Genomic DNA, 16,900 nt, shown 5'->3' with positions numbered 1-16,900 from the left:
GCGAGCGTTGCGCACAGCACGAGTGCTGCCGAACGACCGGTCCATATCGGACAGTACGGCGACGGCCGCCGGCACGGCATGGACCGGTGACGGAGTTGATGAGTCACCGACTGGTGCCCGGCGGCTGTGCGCGGTTGCGACTCGATCGCGACCTTTGGGAGCCGTGGCGCTGATTTACTGATTCGTCGGACCGTTTGTAGCTACTGGGAGGACTGTGCCGTGCCGTTACGTGCTTGTCTCGCGATCGCCGGTGTCGTGCTGATGGTGTCCGGAGTGGCTCCGGCCGCCGCCGCCGATGACCGGGTCAGTGATTGCGATTGGACACAGTGGGGTCAGAATGCCGCGCACACTGGGCAGTTGTGCACGCGTGGTCAGCGTGACCTGCAACTGCTGGCGCACACGGTGGTCGATCCTTTCGCCGAGCAGGAGGTCGCCGAGGGCGGCGCAATCCCGGTGCACGTTCCGGTGCCGCTCGTCGACGGTGATGGGAACGTGTTCGTGCTGCGAAAGGGCGGTTCGTACGTCAGTTGCGACCCGCCTGGCTCCGGAGAGCCTGCGCCGTGCGGGCGCGATCCGGAGAACCTGAAGCGACAGACGTGGTCTGTGCGGGCGCTGCGCTGGCGGCACGACCGGCTGATCCCGACTTGGACGTTCACTTCGGACTGGAAACCGAGCATCCTCGGGATCGAGGGGCTGTTCCAGTCCGCGATGAGCGAGGACTTCGTTTACGTTCCCGGCGCGGGTGGGACCGTCTTCCAGCTTGCCAAGGGCAGTGGTCGGGTGGTGCGGCGGATCAACCCGTTCGGCCACACCATCGATGAGTCGGCGTTCGTCTCCGGCGGCCTCACCCTGGACGGACACGGCACCCTGTTCTACAACGTGCTCAAAAGCGAACCGACGCCGAACGGGCCGGCCGACGGGCACGGCTGGCTGGTGCGGGTCACCCGGGACCGGAAGACGAGCATGGTCGACTACCGCACGCTCATTCCCGGCGCGCCGCGTCCGACGGACCTGTGTTACGGGACGTTCCTGCAGACGGGCGCCGAACGGCCGTTCCCGCCGCCACCACAACCCGACGGATCACCGACACTGCCCCCGCAGCAGCCGTGCCTGTCCCAGCGCGCCGGGCTCAGCCAGGCTCCGGCGATCGGCCCGGACGGCACCATCTTCACCGTCACCCGCGCGCACAACACCGGTGGAGAGCACTACGGGTACATGGTCGCGCTCAACCCCGACCTCAGCCTGAAGTGGGCCACGTCGCTGCGTGGCATTCTCAACGACGGCTGCGGCGTGCTCGCCCCATACGGCAACGGACCCTTCGACTGCCGCCCCGGCACCGCCCTCGGCGTCGACCCGTACACCAACCTGCCGCCGGCTCCCAGCGTGACCGACGGTAGCTCGGCGTCACCGGTGGCGCTGCCCGACGGCAGCGTGGTGTACGGGGCAAGCAACAGCTACAACGGTTTCCGCGGGCACCTGATGAAGTTCGACCGCGATGGCCACTATGTGACCAACTACGACTTCGGCTTGGACATCACGCCGGCCGTGTACCGGCACGACGGCACCTACTCGCTGGTCATCAAGGACAACCACTACGTTTCCGGCGGTCCGTTCAACGTCACCCGGCTCGACGCCGACCTGACCAAGGAATGGTCATACACCAACACCGAGACCAGGACCTGCGAGCGCGCTCCGGACGGCACCATCACCTGCGTCGACGACGGGACGCATCCGAACGGATTCGAGTGGTGCATCAGCGCTCCGGCGGTGGATCGCGACGGCACCGTGTACGGCCTGTCCGAGGACGGCAACTTCTACGTCATCGACAGCGACGGCAACCAGCGCGAGAAAGTGTTCCTGTCCAAAACCGTCGCCTCGGCCTACACACCCGTCTCCCTCGACTCCCACGGCCGGATATACGCACAGAACAACGGCGAGCTGTACGTCCTCGACCACTGAGGCATTCGGGGTAACGATTGGCGACGCTGTGTGATCTTGAGGGTGCGCCGGAAGCGATCCATGTGAGAGCGCGGGATCCCTGCTACGAAGTGGTCCTCTCACAGATCAACGTCACAGGGATCCCGCGCGACCATGAGTGTCACGTAAACCGCTGTCCTGGAAGTATCCGAGGACAGCGTCCTGTTCCTGTCCGCGTCCCGATACCGGGAGAAACTCCACTATGGACCGTACAGCTTCGCCGACCGTGGCTGGCCGCCTTCGTGCCGGAGTTCGAACCGAACACGGTTGCGATCCGCGTCGGCGCGTTCGTCGGCGCGCCGTTCGCGCTCGATGTCAGCAACCTCGGCCGCTGCATCCGCCGATCGTTTGGCGTCTACGGCCGCCTGCACGGCGACCTTCTTTTGCCCTCACGCATACCAGGCGGCCCAGAGCGTCCGGGATCGAAGCACGGGAGCAAGTCCAACGTCCATGATTCCTGCCGGCAGGTCGACGGTCCTGGTGGGCAGGACACACTCCTGGACGTACTCGTCGAGGAACACGGCATTTCCGGGCAGGAGAGGTCGTCCACGATCTTCACCGTGCCGCTTCTGAGGGTGCGATCGCACCACGAAGCTGCTGCCTCGACACGGGTGCGCCCTAACTGAGGACGGAGACAAGGTGGTCACCGTGAGTGGGCGGCTTGGATGACGCCGTGGACGGCTTGGCTGATGCGGTCGGCGGCGTGGTCGGGGTCGGGCTGACCGATGTCGAGCCAGGCGATGACGGCTTCGGTGGCGAGAGTTGGTAGCAGCCGAGCGGCCCACTGGGTCCACGGGCCGTCGGGGAGAGTCGTGATGAGGTTCCGGTGGGCGACCTCGGTTGAGTTCATGGCGAGGGCGTCCGTGATGTCGCGAAACTCAGGCTCGCGGGCGGCGTAGTGGAACAGGAGACGGAACCCGTCGGGGTCAGCCGACGCGGCGCGAACGAGCGCGGCGATGGTGTTCTCGTCGAAGTCGTCCTCGCCGAGTGTGTTGGCGAGCCGGGCGCGGGCGCCGTCGAGCACCGCTCTGTAGAGGTCGGCCTTCGAGTCGAAATGGCGGTAGAGGAGCACGGGAGTGATGCCGGCTTCGCCCGCCACATCATCGAGACTGGTGGCGGTGAACCCGGCGCGGGCGAAAGCTCTGGTCGCCGCGTCGAGGATCTGCTCCCGCCGTTGCGCGCGAGGCATCCGACGGACCGGCTCGGACCGGCTCGTCGAGATCTGGCCGGTGGGCTGCTCGCCGCTGTTCATCACACCCCTCCCACGTTGTCGAGCCCTCACTGTATCTGTAGTCTTGTATAAGGCACCTTATACAAGACTGACTGAACTAACGGAGCTGTCATGACCGCCCTGCCCTTCGAGCAGACACATCCACTCCAGGTCGCGCCTGAGCTGCGGTCACTGCAGGCCAGCGGCGCGATCCATCCGATCCGCACGGCGACGGGTGACGACGCGTGGTTGGTCACCGGGCATGCGGAGGTCCGGCGTCTGCTGGCCGACGAGCGCCTCGGCCGCTCACATCCTGATCCGGACCGCGCGGCACGGACCGGCGACTCGGCGCTGTTCGGCGGCCCGTTGGGCGACTTCGACACCGAGCAGGTCGACAACGCCCGCATGCGGACACTGCTTCAGTCGCACTTCACGCCCAAGCTGATGCGAGCGCTGCGGCCGCGGGTGGACGCGTTGACCACCGGGCTGCTGAATGAGCTTGCCGAGCGCGGCTCGCCTGCCGATCTGCACGAGGCCCTCGCGTTGCCGCTGCCGATCCTGGTGATCTGCGAGTTGCTCGGTGTCCCGTACGAGGATCGCACCCAGTTCCGGATGTGGACCGAGGCCGCTGCGAACACGCAGGACCGACCGCGGTCCGAGCAGGGCTTGGGGAGCTTGTTCGCCTACGGCAAGGAACTCGTCGCCCGCAAGCGCAAAACCCCTGGCGACGACGTGATCTCCCGGTTGTGTGCGACCGACGGCGTCTCGGACGACGAAGCCGCGATGCTGTCGATGGCGCTGCTGTTCGCCGGACACGAGACCACCGTCGTCCAACTGGGCTTCGGTGCACTGCTGCTACTGACCAACCAGGAACAGTGGCAGACGCTGCTGAACGATCCAGGCCTGGTGCCGAACGCCGTCGAGGAGATCCTGCGGGCACCGAGCAAGGGCGGCGGCGGGATCCCCCGCTATGCGCGAACCGACCTCGAGATCGACGGGGTCACCGTCCATCCGGGAGATCTGGTGCTGCTCGACAACGGCGCCGCCAACCACGATGGCACCGTGTTCGTCGAGCCGGACCGGTTCGACGTCACCCGCCCCGCTGCCGCCCACCTCACCTTCGGGCACGGCCCGCGCTACTGCATCGGCGCGCCGCTGGCCCGCATCGAGCTCCAGGCGGTCTTCGCCCAACTCGTCCCGCGTTTCCCGACGATGCGCATGGCGGTGCCGGTCGAGGAACTGACGATTCATCAGGACACGTTGACCCGTGGGCTGACCGCGCTGCCCGTGACATGGTGAGCGGCATGGCGAGTGACACGTCCGTACATCACCCGATCTTCGCGCGGCTCTATCCGAAGATGGCCCGCGCGATGGAACGCGGCGGTTTGGGCGAGCACCGCGCCGCGCTGCTCGCCGACCTGAGCGGGACCGTGCTGGAGATCGGAGCGGGAAGCGGATCGAACTTCCTGCACTACCCGACGACGGTGACCCGCGTTGTCGCAGTGGAGCCGGAACCGCGGCTGCGCCGAACCGCAGCGGCCGAGGCCGAGCAGGCCGCCGTGCCGATCGAGGTGGTCGACGGGTTGGCCGAACGGCTCCCGGTCGACGACGCGACCGTTGACGCGGTCGTCTGTTCGCTCGTGCTCTGCTCGGTCCGCGACCAGGCGGCCGCGCTGCGCGAGATCGGCCGCGTTCTCGTGCCGGGCGGCCAGTTCCGGTTCCTCGAGCACGTCCGCGCCGAAGGGCGCGCCATGGCGAGGGTGCAACGGATCATGGACGCCACGTTCTGGCCGCGCATCGCCGGCGGCTGCCGCACCGGCCGGGACACCGCTGCCGCGATCGAGAGTGCGGGCTTCACGTTCGACCGGCTCGAGCGGTTCCTGTTCCCGGACATGCGAACACCGACGTCCAGTCACATTCTCGGTACGGCGACCCGGTCAGGGGGCGACAGGTAGGTCGGCGAGGCGCCACTCCAGCATCCCGTCCGCGAGGCGTCGGGCCTGCCGGCCGTGTTCGGTGAGCAGGCGCACGGCGTCGTGGGCGAACACGCAGTAGGCGCCCCGGCAGTATGCGACGATCTCCTGGTCCATCGGAAGCTCGGCGAGTCGGTCGGCCAGCTCGTCGATGGGCACCGAGATCGCGCCGGGAATGTGGCCGGCGGCGTACTCCTCGAGTGGGCGGGCGTCGAGCACGACCACCTCGCCGGACCGGGCCAGGCGCAGCAGTTCGTCGCGGTCGACGTGCTGGGTGTCCGGTCCGAGGTAGGCGCTGCGAGCGGCTTCGACGTCGGGCAGGTGTTCGTTGGCGACCGTGCGCAGGAGCGCGTAGAGCGCGGCGACATCGGCGCCGGCCAGCCGGTAGTAGATCTTGGTGCCGTCTCGCCGGGTGGTCACCAGGTTGGCCTGCTTGAGGGTCTGCAGGTGCGCCGATGCGGTCGTCACGCCCAGCTCGGCGGCCCGTGCCAGCGCGTCGACCGGGCGTTCACCCTGGGCGAGCAGGTCCAGCAGCTCCAGGCGCTTGCCGCTGGCCAGGGCTTTGCCCACGCGCGCGAACTGATCGAACAACGCCGTCTTCGCGGCTCGCTCACCCATCTCTTCTCCAATCTTCTATGGAATAGTGTACGACAGAGGTGGAGAGGATGTGGTGGCTGTGGTGGATCTCGTTCCGCTGGTCGACGAGGGGCTGGGCAACTCCGCCTACCTGGTGGATGTGGGGGATGGGCGGGCGCTGGTGGTGGACGTCAGCCTCGACCTGCGCGCGGCGTGGCAGGCCACCCGGCGCCGCGGGCTGCGGTTGGCGTTCGCCGCCGACACGCACCTGCACGCCGACTTCCTCTCCGGCGCCCGCCAGCTCGCTGCGACCGAGGACACCCTGGTGCTGGCGTCCGCGGCCGGGCACCGCGAGTTCAACCACACCGGACTCCACGACGGGGACGAGGTCGACCTCGGCGGGCTGCGGCTGCGGGCCATGACCACGCCCGGCCACACCCACGAGCACCTGTCGTTCCTGCTACTGGACGGGGACCGGCAGGTCGGGGTGTTCACCGGCGGCTCGCTGATCGTGGGCGCGGCCGCGCGCACCGACCTCGTCGCGCCCGAGCAGATGGAGGCGTTGGCGCGCCAGCAGTTTGCGTCGCTTCGGCGGCTGGCGGAGCTGCCAGACGACGTGGCGGTGTGGCCCACGCATGGCGCCGGGTCGTTCTGCTCGGCGCCGCCGGGCGCGGATCGCACCAGCACCATCGGCCGCGAGAAAGCCACCAACCCGTTGCTGCGTCACGAGAACGAGGACGATTTCGTGGCGGCGCTGGTGAGTTCGCTCGGCAGTTATCCGCCGTACTTCCGGCGGTTGGGGGAGATCAACCGACATGGCCCCGCTGTGTTCGGTGCGGCACCGGCATTGGCTCCGTTGGGCGTCACCGCGGTACGGGCGTTGTTGGGCGACGGTGCGCAGCTGGTTGATGTGCGGCCGGTGGCGGACTTCGCGGCCGCCCACGTGCCTGACTCGCTGTCCATCCCGCTGCGGCCGGTGTTCGCCTCATGGCTGGGTTGGCTCGCCCCACACGACACGCCACTGGTGATCTTGCGGAACACCGACCAGGACCCGGCCGAGATCGCGTGGCAGGCAGCCAAGATCGGTTACACCAACCTCGCCGGAGAACTCGGACTGGACGCCTGGACCGCTGAGGGACACCCCACCACCAGCATCCGGTTGGTCGGTCCCGACCAGGTCGACGCCCGGGTCCTGGACATCAGGCAGGCACCGGAGTTCGCCGCCGGCCACCTGCCCGACGCCGTCCACATCGAACTCGGTGACCTCGCCGGACACCCCGATGCCGCACCACCCGGGCCGCTCGTCGTGATGTGCGGGCACGGCGAACGCGCGATGGGCGCGGCCAGCCTGCTCGAACGCGCGGGGCACCGCGACCTCGCCGTGCTGACCGGCGGACCGGATGACTGGGCGCAGGCCGCCGACCGTTCACTGGAGACCGGCGGATGAGTCTGCGGTTGGGGATCCGGGCCAACCTCGCCCAGTTCAGCCTGCTGGTCGCGGTCAACGCCCTGGTCGGCGGTGTGCTCGGGCAGGAACGGACCGTGCTGCCGCTGCTGGCCGAGCAGACCTTCCACCTGACCGGTTACACGTTCCTGCTGACCTACGTGTTCGCGTTCGGTGTCACCAAGGCCGCGACCAACTACGTCGCCGGCACGTTCTCCGACCGGTACGGCCGCAAGCCCGTGCTGCTGGCGGGTTGGCTGGTCGCGATCCCGGTCCCGCTGATGCTGATCTGGGCGCCGTCCTGGGGCTGGGTTGTCGCCGCCAATGTGCTGCTCGGCGTCAATCAGGGCCTGACCTGGTCCACCACTGTGATCATGAAGATCGACCTTGCCGGCCCGGAGCGGCGCGGGCTGGCGATGGGCCTGAACGAGGCTGCCGGCTACCTCGCGGTCGCCGGCACCGCGCTGGCGACCGGCTACCTCGCCGCCGCCCACGGCTTGCGGCCCGCCCCGTTCCTGCTCGGACTGTCCTATGTGGCCCTTGGCCTTGGCCTGTCCGCGCTTGTCGTGCACGAGACCCGCGGCCACGCCCAACTGGAAGCTACCCGGCACACCTCCCGCGCCGACCTGACCGACAAGCAGGTCTTCGTCCAGACGAGCGTCCGCGAACCCGCGCTGTCGGCGGCGAGCCAGGCCGGGATGGTGAACAACCTCAACGACGGCCTCGCCTGGGGCCTGTTCCCGATCCTGTTCGCGACCGCCGGGCTGTCGGTGTCCCGCATCGGGATCCTGGCCGCGGTCTACCCGGCGGTGTGGGGGATCGGGCAGCTGATCACCGGTCCGCTGTCGGACCGGTGGGGCCGCAAGCACCTGATCACCGCCGGCATGTTCGTCCAGGCCGCCGCCCTCGCGCTCGTCGCGATCGCCGACACGTTCCCGGCGTGGGTGCTCGCGGCGGTGCTGCTGGGTGCGGGCACCGCGTTGGTGTACCCGACGCTGCTGGCCACCATCGGCGACGTCGCTCACCCCGCGTGGCGTGCCCGCGCGGTCGGTGTCTACCGGCTCTGGCGCGACGGCGGCTTCGCGGTCGGCGCCGTGCTGGCCGGGATCGTCGCCGACCTGTGGGGCCTGCGCGCCGCCGTGTGGGTGGTCGCCGCGATCACCGCCGCCTCCGGAGTGATTGTCGCGGTACGCATGTACGAGACCCATACCCGCCGCGGCGAACCCGAGCTGAAAGGCGTCGTGACCATCCCGAGTGGACTTGCCGAAGGGACCCAGCTACCTCGACGACAACGCCACCACCCCGAACGCCGTTCCCAGGTAGACCACGTACAACACCAGAGCAACCGTCACCATACGACACCATCCAATCAATTATTCATCAATGGCTGTATTACAGTGGAGGCTGTATAGTATTGTCCATGCTGACGTGTGAGACGCGGGAGACTGCGCTGGCCCGGCTCGGTCGCGCGTTGGCCGACCCCACCCGATGCCGCATCCTGGTCGCCCTGCTGGACGGGCCCGGCTATCCGGCCCAACTGGCCGAGCAACTCGAGCTGACCCGCTCCAACGTGTCCAACCACCTGTCCTGCCTGCGCGGGTGCGGCCTGGTCGCCGCCACTTACCAGGGGCGGCAGGTCCGTTACGAACTCGCCGACCCGCACCTGGCTAAAGCCTTGCGAGAGCTTGTCGACGTGGTCCTCGCTGTCGAACCGACCGATGCCTGCGCTGATGACGACACGGAGCCGGCCGCCAGCACCCGAGCGTCCGTGGACGTGTCGTGACCGCGCAGCCAGGTCACCTCGGAAGCACCAAGCCACTGCCGCTGGCTGAGACTTGCAGTACAGGCTGCGCCGACGGGTGCTACACACCGGCAGCGGACGTCGCACCTACGCCAGCGCCGGCGAGTGCGCAACGGCGAACGGTGCTGACCAGGCGGATCCGGTTGTTGGTCGCCACCACCATCGCCTACAACGTGATCGAGGCCGTGGTCGCGATCAGCGCCGGCACCATCGCCTCGTCCACCGCGCTCATTGGCTTCGGGCTCGACTCCGTGATCGAGGTCGCGTCCGCCACCGCGGTGGCATGGCAGTTCGCCGCGAAGGACCACGAAACCCGCGAACGGACCGCGTTGCGGGTCATCGCGCTGTCGTTCTTCGCGCTGGCCGCGTACGTCATTGTCGAGTCGGTACGGGCCCTGATCCGCACTGACACCGCAGACCACTCGACCGTCGGCATCGTGCTGGCCGCGGTCTCGCTGGCGGTGATGCCCGGCCTGTCCTACGCGCAACGCCGCGCCGGGCGTGAACTCGGTTCTGCGAGTGCAGTCGCCGACTCCAAACAGACGCTGCTCTGCACCTACCTGTCCGGGGTGCTGCTCGTCGGGTTGCTGCTCAACAGCCTGCTCGGCTGGTGGTGGGCCGATCCGGCTGTCGGGCTTGTCATCGCGGCCGTGGCAGTCCGGGAGGGCCGCGAGGCGTGGCGGGGACACCACTGTTGCTGACCGGCGTCCGGTAAGAAAATCGGGCAAGGTTGTCGAGTTCCGGTCGGCCTGTTCGTCGTCCTCTTCGACCGACCACGCGACGGTGTCTGGAGAACACGTGCAGTACATGCTGTTGATCTACAACTGTGAGCGGCCCGCCACCGCTGACTGACCGGCCGGGTGATCCAGGCGTGACCGAGACGCCGACACTCGTGGTGGAGTGGGTGTACCGCGAGCACCGTGCGCGGATGCTCGCGGCGCTCGTCCGCGCGCTGGGCGATTTCGAACTCGCCGAGGACGCGCTGCGGGACACGTCCGCCCTGGCGCTGGATCGCTGGGCGGATGCGGTGCCCGATGACCCGGTCGCGTGACTGCTCACGGTGGCCCGCAACCGGGCGATGGACCGGCTGCGCCGAACGCGCCTTGGTCGGGACAGGCAGGAGCAGGCCGATGAACCCCGATCGACCCCGATGACCGGATTCGACGAGGAACGCCTGGTCAGCGTCGGCGACGAGCGGTTGAGCCTGATCTTCACCCGCTGCCACCCTGCGCTGGCCCCGGACGCGCGGGTCGCGCTCACTTTGCAGGCGTGGCCGGTCTGACCGCCGGGCAGATCGCGCGTGTGTTCCTGGTCGGCGAGGCGACGCTGGCGCAGCGGTTGGTGCGCGCGAAACGCAAGATCCGCGACGCCGGCATCAGTCTCGCGGTGCCCGCCGACCACCTGCTGCCCGAACGGCTCGCCGGTGTCCTCGCGGTCGTCTACCTGATCTTCACGCAGGGCCACGCTGCCGACGCCGACACCCCGGAGTACCGGCAGCTGCGGGAAGAGGCGATCCGGCTCGGCAAGCTGATCGCCGCCCTCATGCCCGACGAACCCGAAGCACTCGGCTTGGTCGCACTGCTCCTGCTGCACGGCTCCCGCGCCGCCGCCCGCGCCGGCGACGTGGTGCTGCTCGACGATCAGGACCGCGCCCGCTGGAACCACGCCGAGATCGCGGGAGCCGTCGGTCTGCTGGACCGCGCGCTGCGGCACGGCGTGATCGGCCGTACCAACCGCAGGCCATGATCGCCACGTTGCACGCCCAACCCCCGCCAACCGACTGGCCACGCGTCGCCGTCCTCTACACCTCACTGCTCACCATGACGCCGACGCCGGTGGGCTGACCTTGATCGACCAACCCCGCCGACCGCCGGTTCCTCGCCGGCCAGCTGCTCGCAATCGACGTTCAGGAGTCCACATGAGACTGTCCATTCTCGATCGCGGGCACCGCCTCCGCGCCCGCCTGTTCTTCACCGTGACCGGCCGGGACACCCCGGACATCGTGCGAACCCTGTTGTACCGACCGGACTTCTTCGCCCGCCCGCTGCTCCCGATCACGGTCGCGGCGATGCGCGGCGAGTCGTACTGGACGGCGGGGGAGCGGGAGTACCTGGCCATGTGCACCGCCCAGCGGCACCGGTGCCCGTTCTGCGTCGAGTCCCACAGCGAGCTCACCCGCATCGCCGGCCACGGCGAGCTCGACCCCCGACAACCCGGCGTCCGCCCGCCCGGAGCTGCGGGCGGTCCGCGAGTTCCTCGAGACCCCGAGGCCGGGTGTCGAACTGCCGGCGCATGCGATCCTGGCCGCGTTGCGGGTCAACCTGGTGTGGGACATCGTCAACCGGCTGGCCAACGCGTTCGGTTTCGAGCTGCGCGGCGACCAACTCCACACTGGAACCCGTGCACTGCACCGGTTCGGCTACCGGTTCCCGGGATTCCTCCTGGCCGGCGGTGATCGCACCGACCTCGGCGATCCGGTCGAGAACCTCCGCCACGCCGTGCTCACCGCTCCCGCAACCACCGACCCCGCACTGCGCGCAGCCGCCGCGACCGGTGATGGGCTCGCGGAACCGTGGCAGTCCTACACGGCGCTGGTCCGCGACGCGTCCTACCGCGTCACCGACACCGACATCGACCGCCTCAGGTCCGCGGGGCACATCGAGGACGAGATCTTCGAAATGACGGTCGCGGCCGCGACCGGCGCCGCGTTGCGGGCGTTCGAAACGGGCCGCACGTTCACCGGCTGACCCTGTCGAGATCGCAGCCCGCCGATCGTCCTCCGGAACGTCACACCAACGAAGGAAGGACGGACGATGTCCGGAGAGATCAACTGGGTCGAGCTGCCTGCCGCTGACACCACCAAGGCCCGTGCCTTCTACGGCGGCCTGTTCGGCTGGCACACCACCGATTTCGGCGGCGACTACCACCTGGTCGAGAACGGCCCGGCGGGCGCGATCGCCCCTCGCGAGGACGACTTCACTCACCCGAGGGTGTACTTCGCCACCGACGACGCCGACGCGTCGACCAAACGCGTCCACGAGCTCGGCGGCACTGCCGAGGACATCCAGGCCGTGCCCGACGTCGGCCGGATCGTCCACTGCCGCGACGACCAGGGCACCCCGTTCAGCCTCTACGAACCCACACCGCGGAGCTGACCGGCGTCGGTGCCGGCCTGACCACCCGGTCTCGTCCCACGCCGGACCGTCAGGCCGGCACCGGTTGCCAGGCGGCCCGCCCGACGTGGGCCGGCATCCGAGCCTGCTCATCGGAGCCGGCCGGTGGCGTGAGCTCGGGTCCGAAGAACCCCTGGCGCCGCACCACATTCGCCCGCGCCCAGTCGAACGCCTCCGACACCAGGACCGACTCGAGCCGCACATCCATACCGAGGGCGTGCCCGATGTCCTACGTGTGCACGGTGGTGTCGGTCACCAGCAGCGCGAGGACCACGGCCAGCGGCACCTCACCGAGCCCGGTGATCGACGTCGTCCGCGCCAGAGCCTCGTCGGTCAACACCGGCACCGAGGACTTCCGCGCCGCCCGCCATGCACCCGTGGCCGCAAGCGTCAGGCAAGTTCAGCTTGCAGGATCTCCGCCACCGGGCGGCGGGCACCGAGGCGGGCGGGAATGGTCGTGAGCAACGCCACCACGAGCACGGTCCCCGCCACCAGGGCGAGCAGCTGCCAGAGCGGCGGAAGCGTGGGTCTGTCGCTGTCGCCGCCGGTGATCGCGTTGATGGCGTGGAACAGTGCGAAGCCTCCCGGAAAAGCGCCCAGGATGGCGCCGACGAGCGCGGGGAGCACCTGCGCGGCCGCCAGCGCTGCACTCACTTCACGAGGGGTTGCGCCGAGGGCGCGCGCCAGCGCGGAGGAATGCCGGTTGTCGAGCACCGTCGCCCAGGTGATGAAGATGGCGTTGACCGCCGCCAGGGAGAGCAGTATGACCATCACGATCAGGAGCACCTGGCGCAGCAGCTCCACCTGAGCAGCGTCATATCCGGCGGGTGGTTGGGTAGTGAGGAAGGCGTTGAGTACCAGCGCGACGAAGATCCCGCTGACCGCGATCGCGATACTGACCACACCCAGCACGATGCGGCGCGGCCGGCGGGCGGCGACCCGCAAGGCGAGAAGCAGCGGGACCGGCAGTCGCGCCGAGATCGCGATCAGCCAGCCGGTGCGGCGGGGTGGGCGGGCCGAGTCGGCCAGCGCGTGGACGGTGCTGGTGCTGGCGGCGCGCACGGCAGGCACGAAGGTCGCGACCGCCGCGACTCCGAGTGCCACGGCGGTCACCAAACCGACCGTGGACATGGTGATCGGCGGCGTGCCCGCGCTGCCGATGAGGCCGGCGCTGGACTCGGCAAGCAACGGAGCGGTCAGCGATCCGACCGCCAACCCAGCCGCAGCCGCGACGACGGCCACGAGGACATACTCCGCGAGCAGCACGGCAGCGACCAGCCTCGGTGTACCGCCGACCGCCTTGAGGAGTCCGACGCGTCTGGTCTGGTCGGCCATCCGGCCGCCGACCAGCACCGAGACACTGGCCACGGCGAGCAGACCAAGCAGCCAGGCTCCAATCATCAGAAGGATCTGGGCGTCTCTGGCCAGTGTGGTGGCCTCGCCGAGGATGTCCTCCCAGGACTCCAGGCCTGGAGCGTCCAGGCTCTCCGGGAGGTATGCGTCGACGAACGCCTGGGCACTGTCCGGGTCCGCCAGCTTCAGGTTCATCACGTAGGACAGGGAATCTGAATCGGTGGTGAGGCTCCGCACATCCGCCTCGGTGAGCCAGACCAGACCTGGACTCTGTAACAGGCCCGGAGGAAGCTCGGATAGCTCCTCGGGAGTCGCACCGCTCACGCATCCCGTGGGAGAAAAGCAGGACGACTCCGGATAGGGCGGCATGGCGGCGGTGACCGCCACGCCGACGACCTCGAACGACCGGCCGTCCAGAGTGACCGGATCACCGACGCGCACATCGAGCGCGTTGGCGAAGGCGGCCTCGACCACCACGCCGCCATCGCTGACCCAGCTGCCCTGTATCAGCTCGGGCTGGTCGACCGAAGCGGGCGCGGCGTCGCGCCCCACGGCCTGCACATCTGACGTACGACCGGATGTCTGAAGTTCAGCCGCGGTGACCGGGTACGGTCCGCTGTGGTCGATGACGCCGGGAGCGCTGGCCAGTTCCTCGAGGCCGGAAAGCCTGGCCGGCTGGTCGAGGACGAGCTCGGCGGGATCGTCGGGGAGCTCACTGGGATACGGCGCGACGCTGGCGACCACGTCGGGTCCGTTGGTCGCCTCCCGGGTGCTCTGGTACGGGTCGCTGGCCGCGTCGCGCAGGACGAGCCCGAGCGTCAACGTCGTGGTGGCCGCCATGATGGCAAGCAGCAGAAGCGCGGCCTCGATGCGGCGCCGCCGCAGGTCACGCACGGCGAGACGGCCCACGAGCAGGATTCGGCCCATCGCCTTCAGTCCGCCAGCCCGACGAGCGCACCGAGCTGCCCGGTGGTGCCACCGGACAACCTGGTCTCGTCGACGAACGCGCCGTCGCGCATCGAGATCAGCCGGTCTGCGGTTGCCGCGATCCGTGCGTCGTGGGTGACGATGACCAGCGTCTGCCCGGACTCGTGCAGGCTCTGGAAGAGCCTGAGGACGTCCAGGGTGGCGGCGCTGTCCAGATTTCCGGTGGGTTCGTCGGCGAGTACGACCAACGGTTCGTTGCTCAACGCCCGGGCGATCGCGACGCGCTGCCGCTGGCCGCCGGACAGCGCTGAGGGCAGGAACCGCGCCCGGTCGGTGAGTCCGACCTGCTCCAGCAGCTCCTCCGCACGCCGTCTGGCCGCCCGCGGCGAGCGTCCGGCCAGCAGCGCCGGCAGCTCGACGTTCTCCACGGCGGTGAGTTCCTCCATCAGGTGAAAGGCCTGGAAGACGAAGCCGACGGCAGTCCGCCGCATCCGGGCCAGGGCCTTCTCACCGATGTCGTCGATGCGACGGCCGTTCAGCGACACCTCTCCACCCGAGGGCCGGTCCAGCCCCCCGAGCAGGTGCAGCAGTGTCGACTTCCCGCAGCCGCTGGGCCCCATCACCGCCACCGTCTCTCCGGGGGCGACATCGAGGTCGACCCCATCGACGGCGCGCACGAGTCCTTCTCCGGTGCCGTACTCCTTGCGCAACCCGCGGGTGCGCAGCACGGGGGTGTGGCTCACGATCCACTCCTTCGGACAGTCCACGTCTGTTCGCATGCCTCGAGCCAGCGCAGGTCCGCCTGCAGCCGGAGCACGACGCCTTCCAACAACAGCGCGGCGTCCGAGCGGTCCGGCTCGGCCATCGCCGCGCGCTGGGCGTCGCGCAGTCGGCGCAGCAGCTCGCGGCGCTGCGTGTCCACGATGGTGAGCGGGTCAGCCAGCCCGGCCGCCGCGGCCGCAACCAGCTTGAGATGGAACTCCGCGAGGTCGGGTTTGGGCCAACCCACCTCCGCCAGCCACTCGGCGAGTCGTTGCTGGCCGTTCGAGGTCAGCGCGTACATCTTGCGGTCCGACCGGTCCGACCGGTCCGCCACCGTGGTCGACCGCTCGGCCGCCACCAGGCCCGCCTTTTCCAGCCGCGTCAGCGTGACGTAGATCTGCCCGGCGTTCATCGCGTCCCCGAGCGGGCCGAGCGCCTGGCCCAGCCGCGCGCGCAGCTCGTACCCGTGCGATGGCTCCTTCGCGAGCATCGCCAACACCACTTCCTGCCGCACGGAGCTCCAATCTAACGGTTAGCCCTAACGGTTAGCCGCGAGCGTAACGGTCATCTCATGGGGTTGGCAAGCCCGTGGACTTGGCTGCGAACGCGTGACCCCAGCTGCGCCATGAGTTGAACCGGCTGTAGTCCCGGCGTCTTGTACAGCCGGTCAGCGACGTCCTGAACCGGCAGTTTGGCGAACAGCCGGAATCACCGGACTTGACGTCGTGGCCGCGAGGAGCCGTCCATGGATGGGCGACGAACGGGACGCCATGTGACAAGCGCCAGGCGCACAACTGGCGAGGTAGAGCGGGTCGGCTTCAGCGAGGCGGCCATGGCCGAACCCATGAGTGCTGATCACGAGACGGGTCGTTCTAGCCGCCAGACGGTCGATGCTGCTCGCCACACCCCAGTGGCCCGCGACGTACCGCGACGCCGCGCCCGCGCGGTACGGCACGCACGATCGATCGCCATGCCCCATCATCGACCTCGGCCAGGCAGCACCGCTCACCACCGGTTCACCATTTCGTGCCGCCCGGTGAGCTCTTTTTTTCCCGGTCGTCTCAATTGCTGTCGAAGGCGGGAAACGGCTCTAGCTATTGAGCACGCCGTTGTCGATACTCCATTTCGACCCATGTGATGAGGCGAACGGACGCAACCACAGAATGAGACGAGAATCCGCGCAACCGCGACGGATTGTGAGGTCGCGCAGCAGTCGATCAAACCAAGAGTAGTACGATGACTACACTGAGCGCTCGCCTATTTTCCGTCTTCTCAGCGTGCGAAAACTGTCGTACGCTCCACCTCGCTGTCGAATAGGGCTGAGACGGCAAACAGTACTAACCCCTGGGGGGAGAATTTGTGCTGCGCCCATGTCGCCGGAGATCGCCATTTTGCTGAAAGGGTGCGAACAATTACGGCTGTTCACACTTGCGACTCCGCCGATTGCGCACTCGCACTACGCCGACTGGTCATCCACGCGCAGGAGTCGCTGGTCGCGGCTGGGTTCGCCGCCACCGCGCAACAACCCTGTCGGCGCCATGGTGTTCGTCCCAAACATCCGGGGCATTGCTCACCCGGATCGTTCCGTCGCGGAAGGAGGTGTGCAGACATGGTCGCGGACAAGCCCTGAACTGATCAGTCGTCCAAGATGTCTCTCTGACGCATAGGCACAGTCGCCAGCTCGGGAGACAGCGAGGCGTGCGG

Annotated in this window: 16 protein-coding genes and 1 pseudogene; 11 read left to right on the top strand and 6 right to left on the bottom strand. The window is 68.7% G+C overall.

Going from position 1 to position 16,900, the window contains the following annotated elements; genetic code table 11:
• The first annotated feature begins 126 nt into the window (after positions 1-126).
• Positions 127-1,959, top strand: a complete 1,833-nt coding sequence (locus GEV28_RS26180) for a hypothetical protein (protein WP_291414884.1) — start codon at positions 127-129, stop codon at positions 1,957-1,959.
• Positions 1,960-2,219: 260 nt separating this feature from the next.
• Complete coding sequence (locus GEV28_RS26175; protein WP_291414883.1) at positions 2,220-2,603, top strand: hypothetical protein; 384 nt, start codon at positions 2,220-2,222, stop codon at positions 2,601-2,603.
• A 17-nt stretch (positions 2,604-2,620) separates the two neighbouring features.
• Here GEV28_RS26175 and GEV28_RS26170 read toward each other — a convergent pair whose 3' ends face one another.
• On the bottom strand, positions 2,621-3,229 hold the full coding sequence (locus GEV28_RS26170; RefSeq protein ID WP_291414882.1) for a TetR/AcrR family transcriptional regulator: 609 nt from the start codon (positions 3,227-3,229) through the stop codon (positions 2,621-2,623).
• A gap of 90 nt (positions 3,230-3,319) precedes the next feature.
• On the opposite strand from GEV28_RS26170, the gene GEV28_RS26165 reads away from it, so the two are divergent.
• Positions 3,320-4,486: a cytochrome P450 gene (locus GEV28_RS26165; protein ID WP_291414881.1), complete on the top strand. Its 1,167-nt coding sequence runs from the start codon at positions 3,320-3,322 to the stop codon at positions 4,484-4,486.
• A 5-nt stretch (positions 4,487-4,491) separates the two neighbouring features.
• Complete coding sequence (locus tag GEV28_RS26160; protein WP_291414880.1) at positions 4,492-5,142, top strand: class I SAM-dependent methyltransferase; 651 nt, start codon at positions 4,492-4,494, stop codon at positions 5,140-5,142.
• Here the strand turns inward: GEV28_RS26160 and GEV28_RS26155 are convergent.
• On the bottom strand, positions 5,125-5,778 hold the full coding sequence (locus GEV28_RS26155) for a metalloregulator ArsR/SmtB family transcription factor (protein WP_291414879.1): 654 nt from the start codon (positions 5,776-5,778) through the stop codon (positions 5,125-5,127). The genes GEV28_RS26160 and GEV28_RS26155 overlap by 18 nt on opposite strands.
• 61 nt (positions 5,779-5,839) lie before the next feature.
• Between GEV28_RS26155 and GEV28_RS26150 the strand changes: the two genes are divergently transcribed.
• From GEV28_RS26150 to GEV28_RS26120, 7 genes and pseudogenes are all read left to right on the top strand, one after another.
• Positions 5,840-7,183: an MBL fold metallo-hydrolase gene (locus GEV28_RS26150; RefSeq protein WP_291414878.1), complete on the top strand. Its 1,344-nt coding sequence runs from the start codon at positions 5,840-5,842 to the stop codon at positions 7,181-7,183.
• Complete coding sequence (locus tag GEV28_RS26145) at positions 7,180-8,592, top strand: MFS transporter (RefSeq protein ID WP_291414877.1); 1,413 nt, start codon at positions 7,180-7,182, stop codon at positions 8,590-8,592. The genes GEV28_RS26150 and GEV28_RS26145 overlap by 4 nt, the downstream gene beginning before the upstream one ends.
• 8 nt (positions 8,593-8,600) lie before the next feature.
• Complete coding sequence (locus GEV28_RS26140; protein ID WP_291414876.1) at positions 8,601-8,963, top strand: helix-turn-helix transcriptional regulator; 363 nt, start codon at positions 8,601-8,603, stop codon at positions 8,961-8,963.
• Between the two features lie 140 nt (positions 8,964-9,103).
• The gene (locus GEV28_RS26135; protein WP_291414875.1) at positions 9,104-9,682 is read left to right on the top strand and encodes a cation transporter; all 579 of its coding nucleotides are present in this window, start codon (positions 9,104-9,106) and stop codon (positions 9,680-9,682) included.
• 227 nt (positions 9,683-9,909) lie between these two features.
• Positions 9,910-10,903 (top strand): annotated as a pseudogene (locus GEV28_RS26130) (RNA polymerase sigma factor).
• 387 nt (positions 10,904-11,290) lie between these two features.
• Positions 11,291-11,728, top strand: coding sequence for a hypothetical protein (locus GEV28_RS26125; protein WP_291414874.1), 438 nt, complete (start codon positions 11,291-11,293; stop codon positions 11,726-11,728).
• Positions 11,729-11,794: 66 nt separating this feature from the next.
• Positions 11,795-12,136, top strand: coding sequence for a VOC family protein (locus GEV28_RS26120; protein ID WP_291414873.1), 342 nt, complete (start codon positions 11,795-11,797; stop codon positions 12,134-12,136).
• Positions 12,137-12,185: 49 nt separating this feature from the next.
• On the opposite strand, the gene GEV28_RS26115 is transcribed toward GEV28_RS26120, so the two are convergent.
• The 4 genes from GEV28_RS26115 to GEV28_RS26100 all read right to left on the bottom strand — a co-directional run bounded on the left by GEV28_RS26115 (position 12,186) and on the right by GEV28_RS26100 (position 15,710).
• Entirely contained in the window at positions 12,186-12,362 is a 177-nt protein-coding gene (locus tag GEV28_RS26115; RefSeq protein ID WP_291414872.1) for a hypothetical protein, read from the bottom strand.
• Between the two features lie 182 nt (positions 12,363-12,544).
• On the bottom strand, positions 12,545-14,434 hold the full coding sequence (locus tag GEV28_RS26110) for an FtsX-like permease family protein (RefSeq protein ID WP_291414871.1): 1,890 nt from the start codon (positions 14,432-14,434) through the stop codon (positions 12,545-12,547).
• 5 nt (positions 14,435-14,439) lie between these two features.
• Complete coding sequence (locus tag GEV28_RS26105; protein ID WP_291414870.1) at positions 14,440-15,177, bottom strand: ABC transporter ATP-binding protein; 738 nt, start codon at positions 15,175-15,177, stop codon at positions 14,440-14,442.
• A complete protein-coding gene (locus GEV28_RS26100; protein WP_291414869.1) occupies positions 15,174-15,710 on the bottom strand; it encodes a PadR family transcriptional regulator in 537 nt (178 codons plus the stop codon). Before GEV28_RS26100 ends, GEV28_RS26105 begins: the two co-directional genes overlap by 4 nt.
• Positions 15,711-16,900: the final 1,190 nt, after the last annotated feature.

The organism is Actinophytocola sp. (assembly GCF_009379765.1).
In the GTDB taxonomy this organism is placed as follows: Bacteria; Actinomycetota; Actinomycetes; order Mycobacteriales; family Pseudonocardiaceae; genus Actinophytocola.
This window is presented reverse-complemented; position numbering and strand designations above follow the sequence as displayed.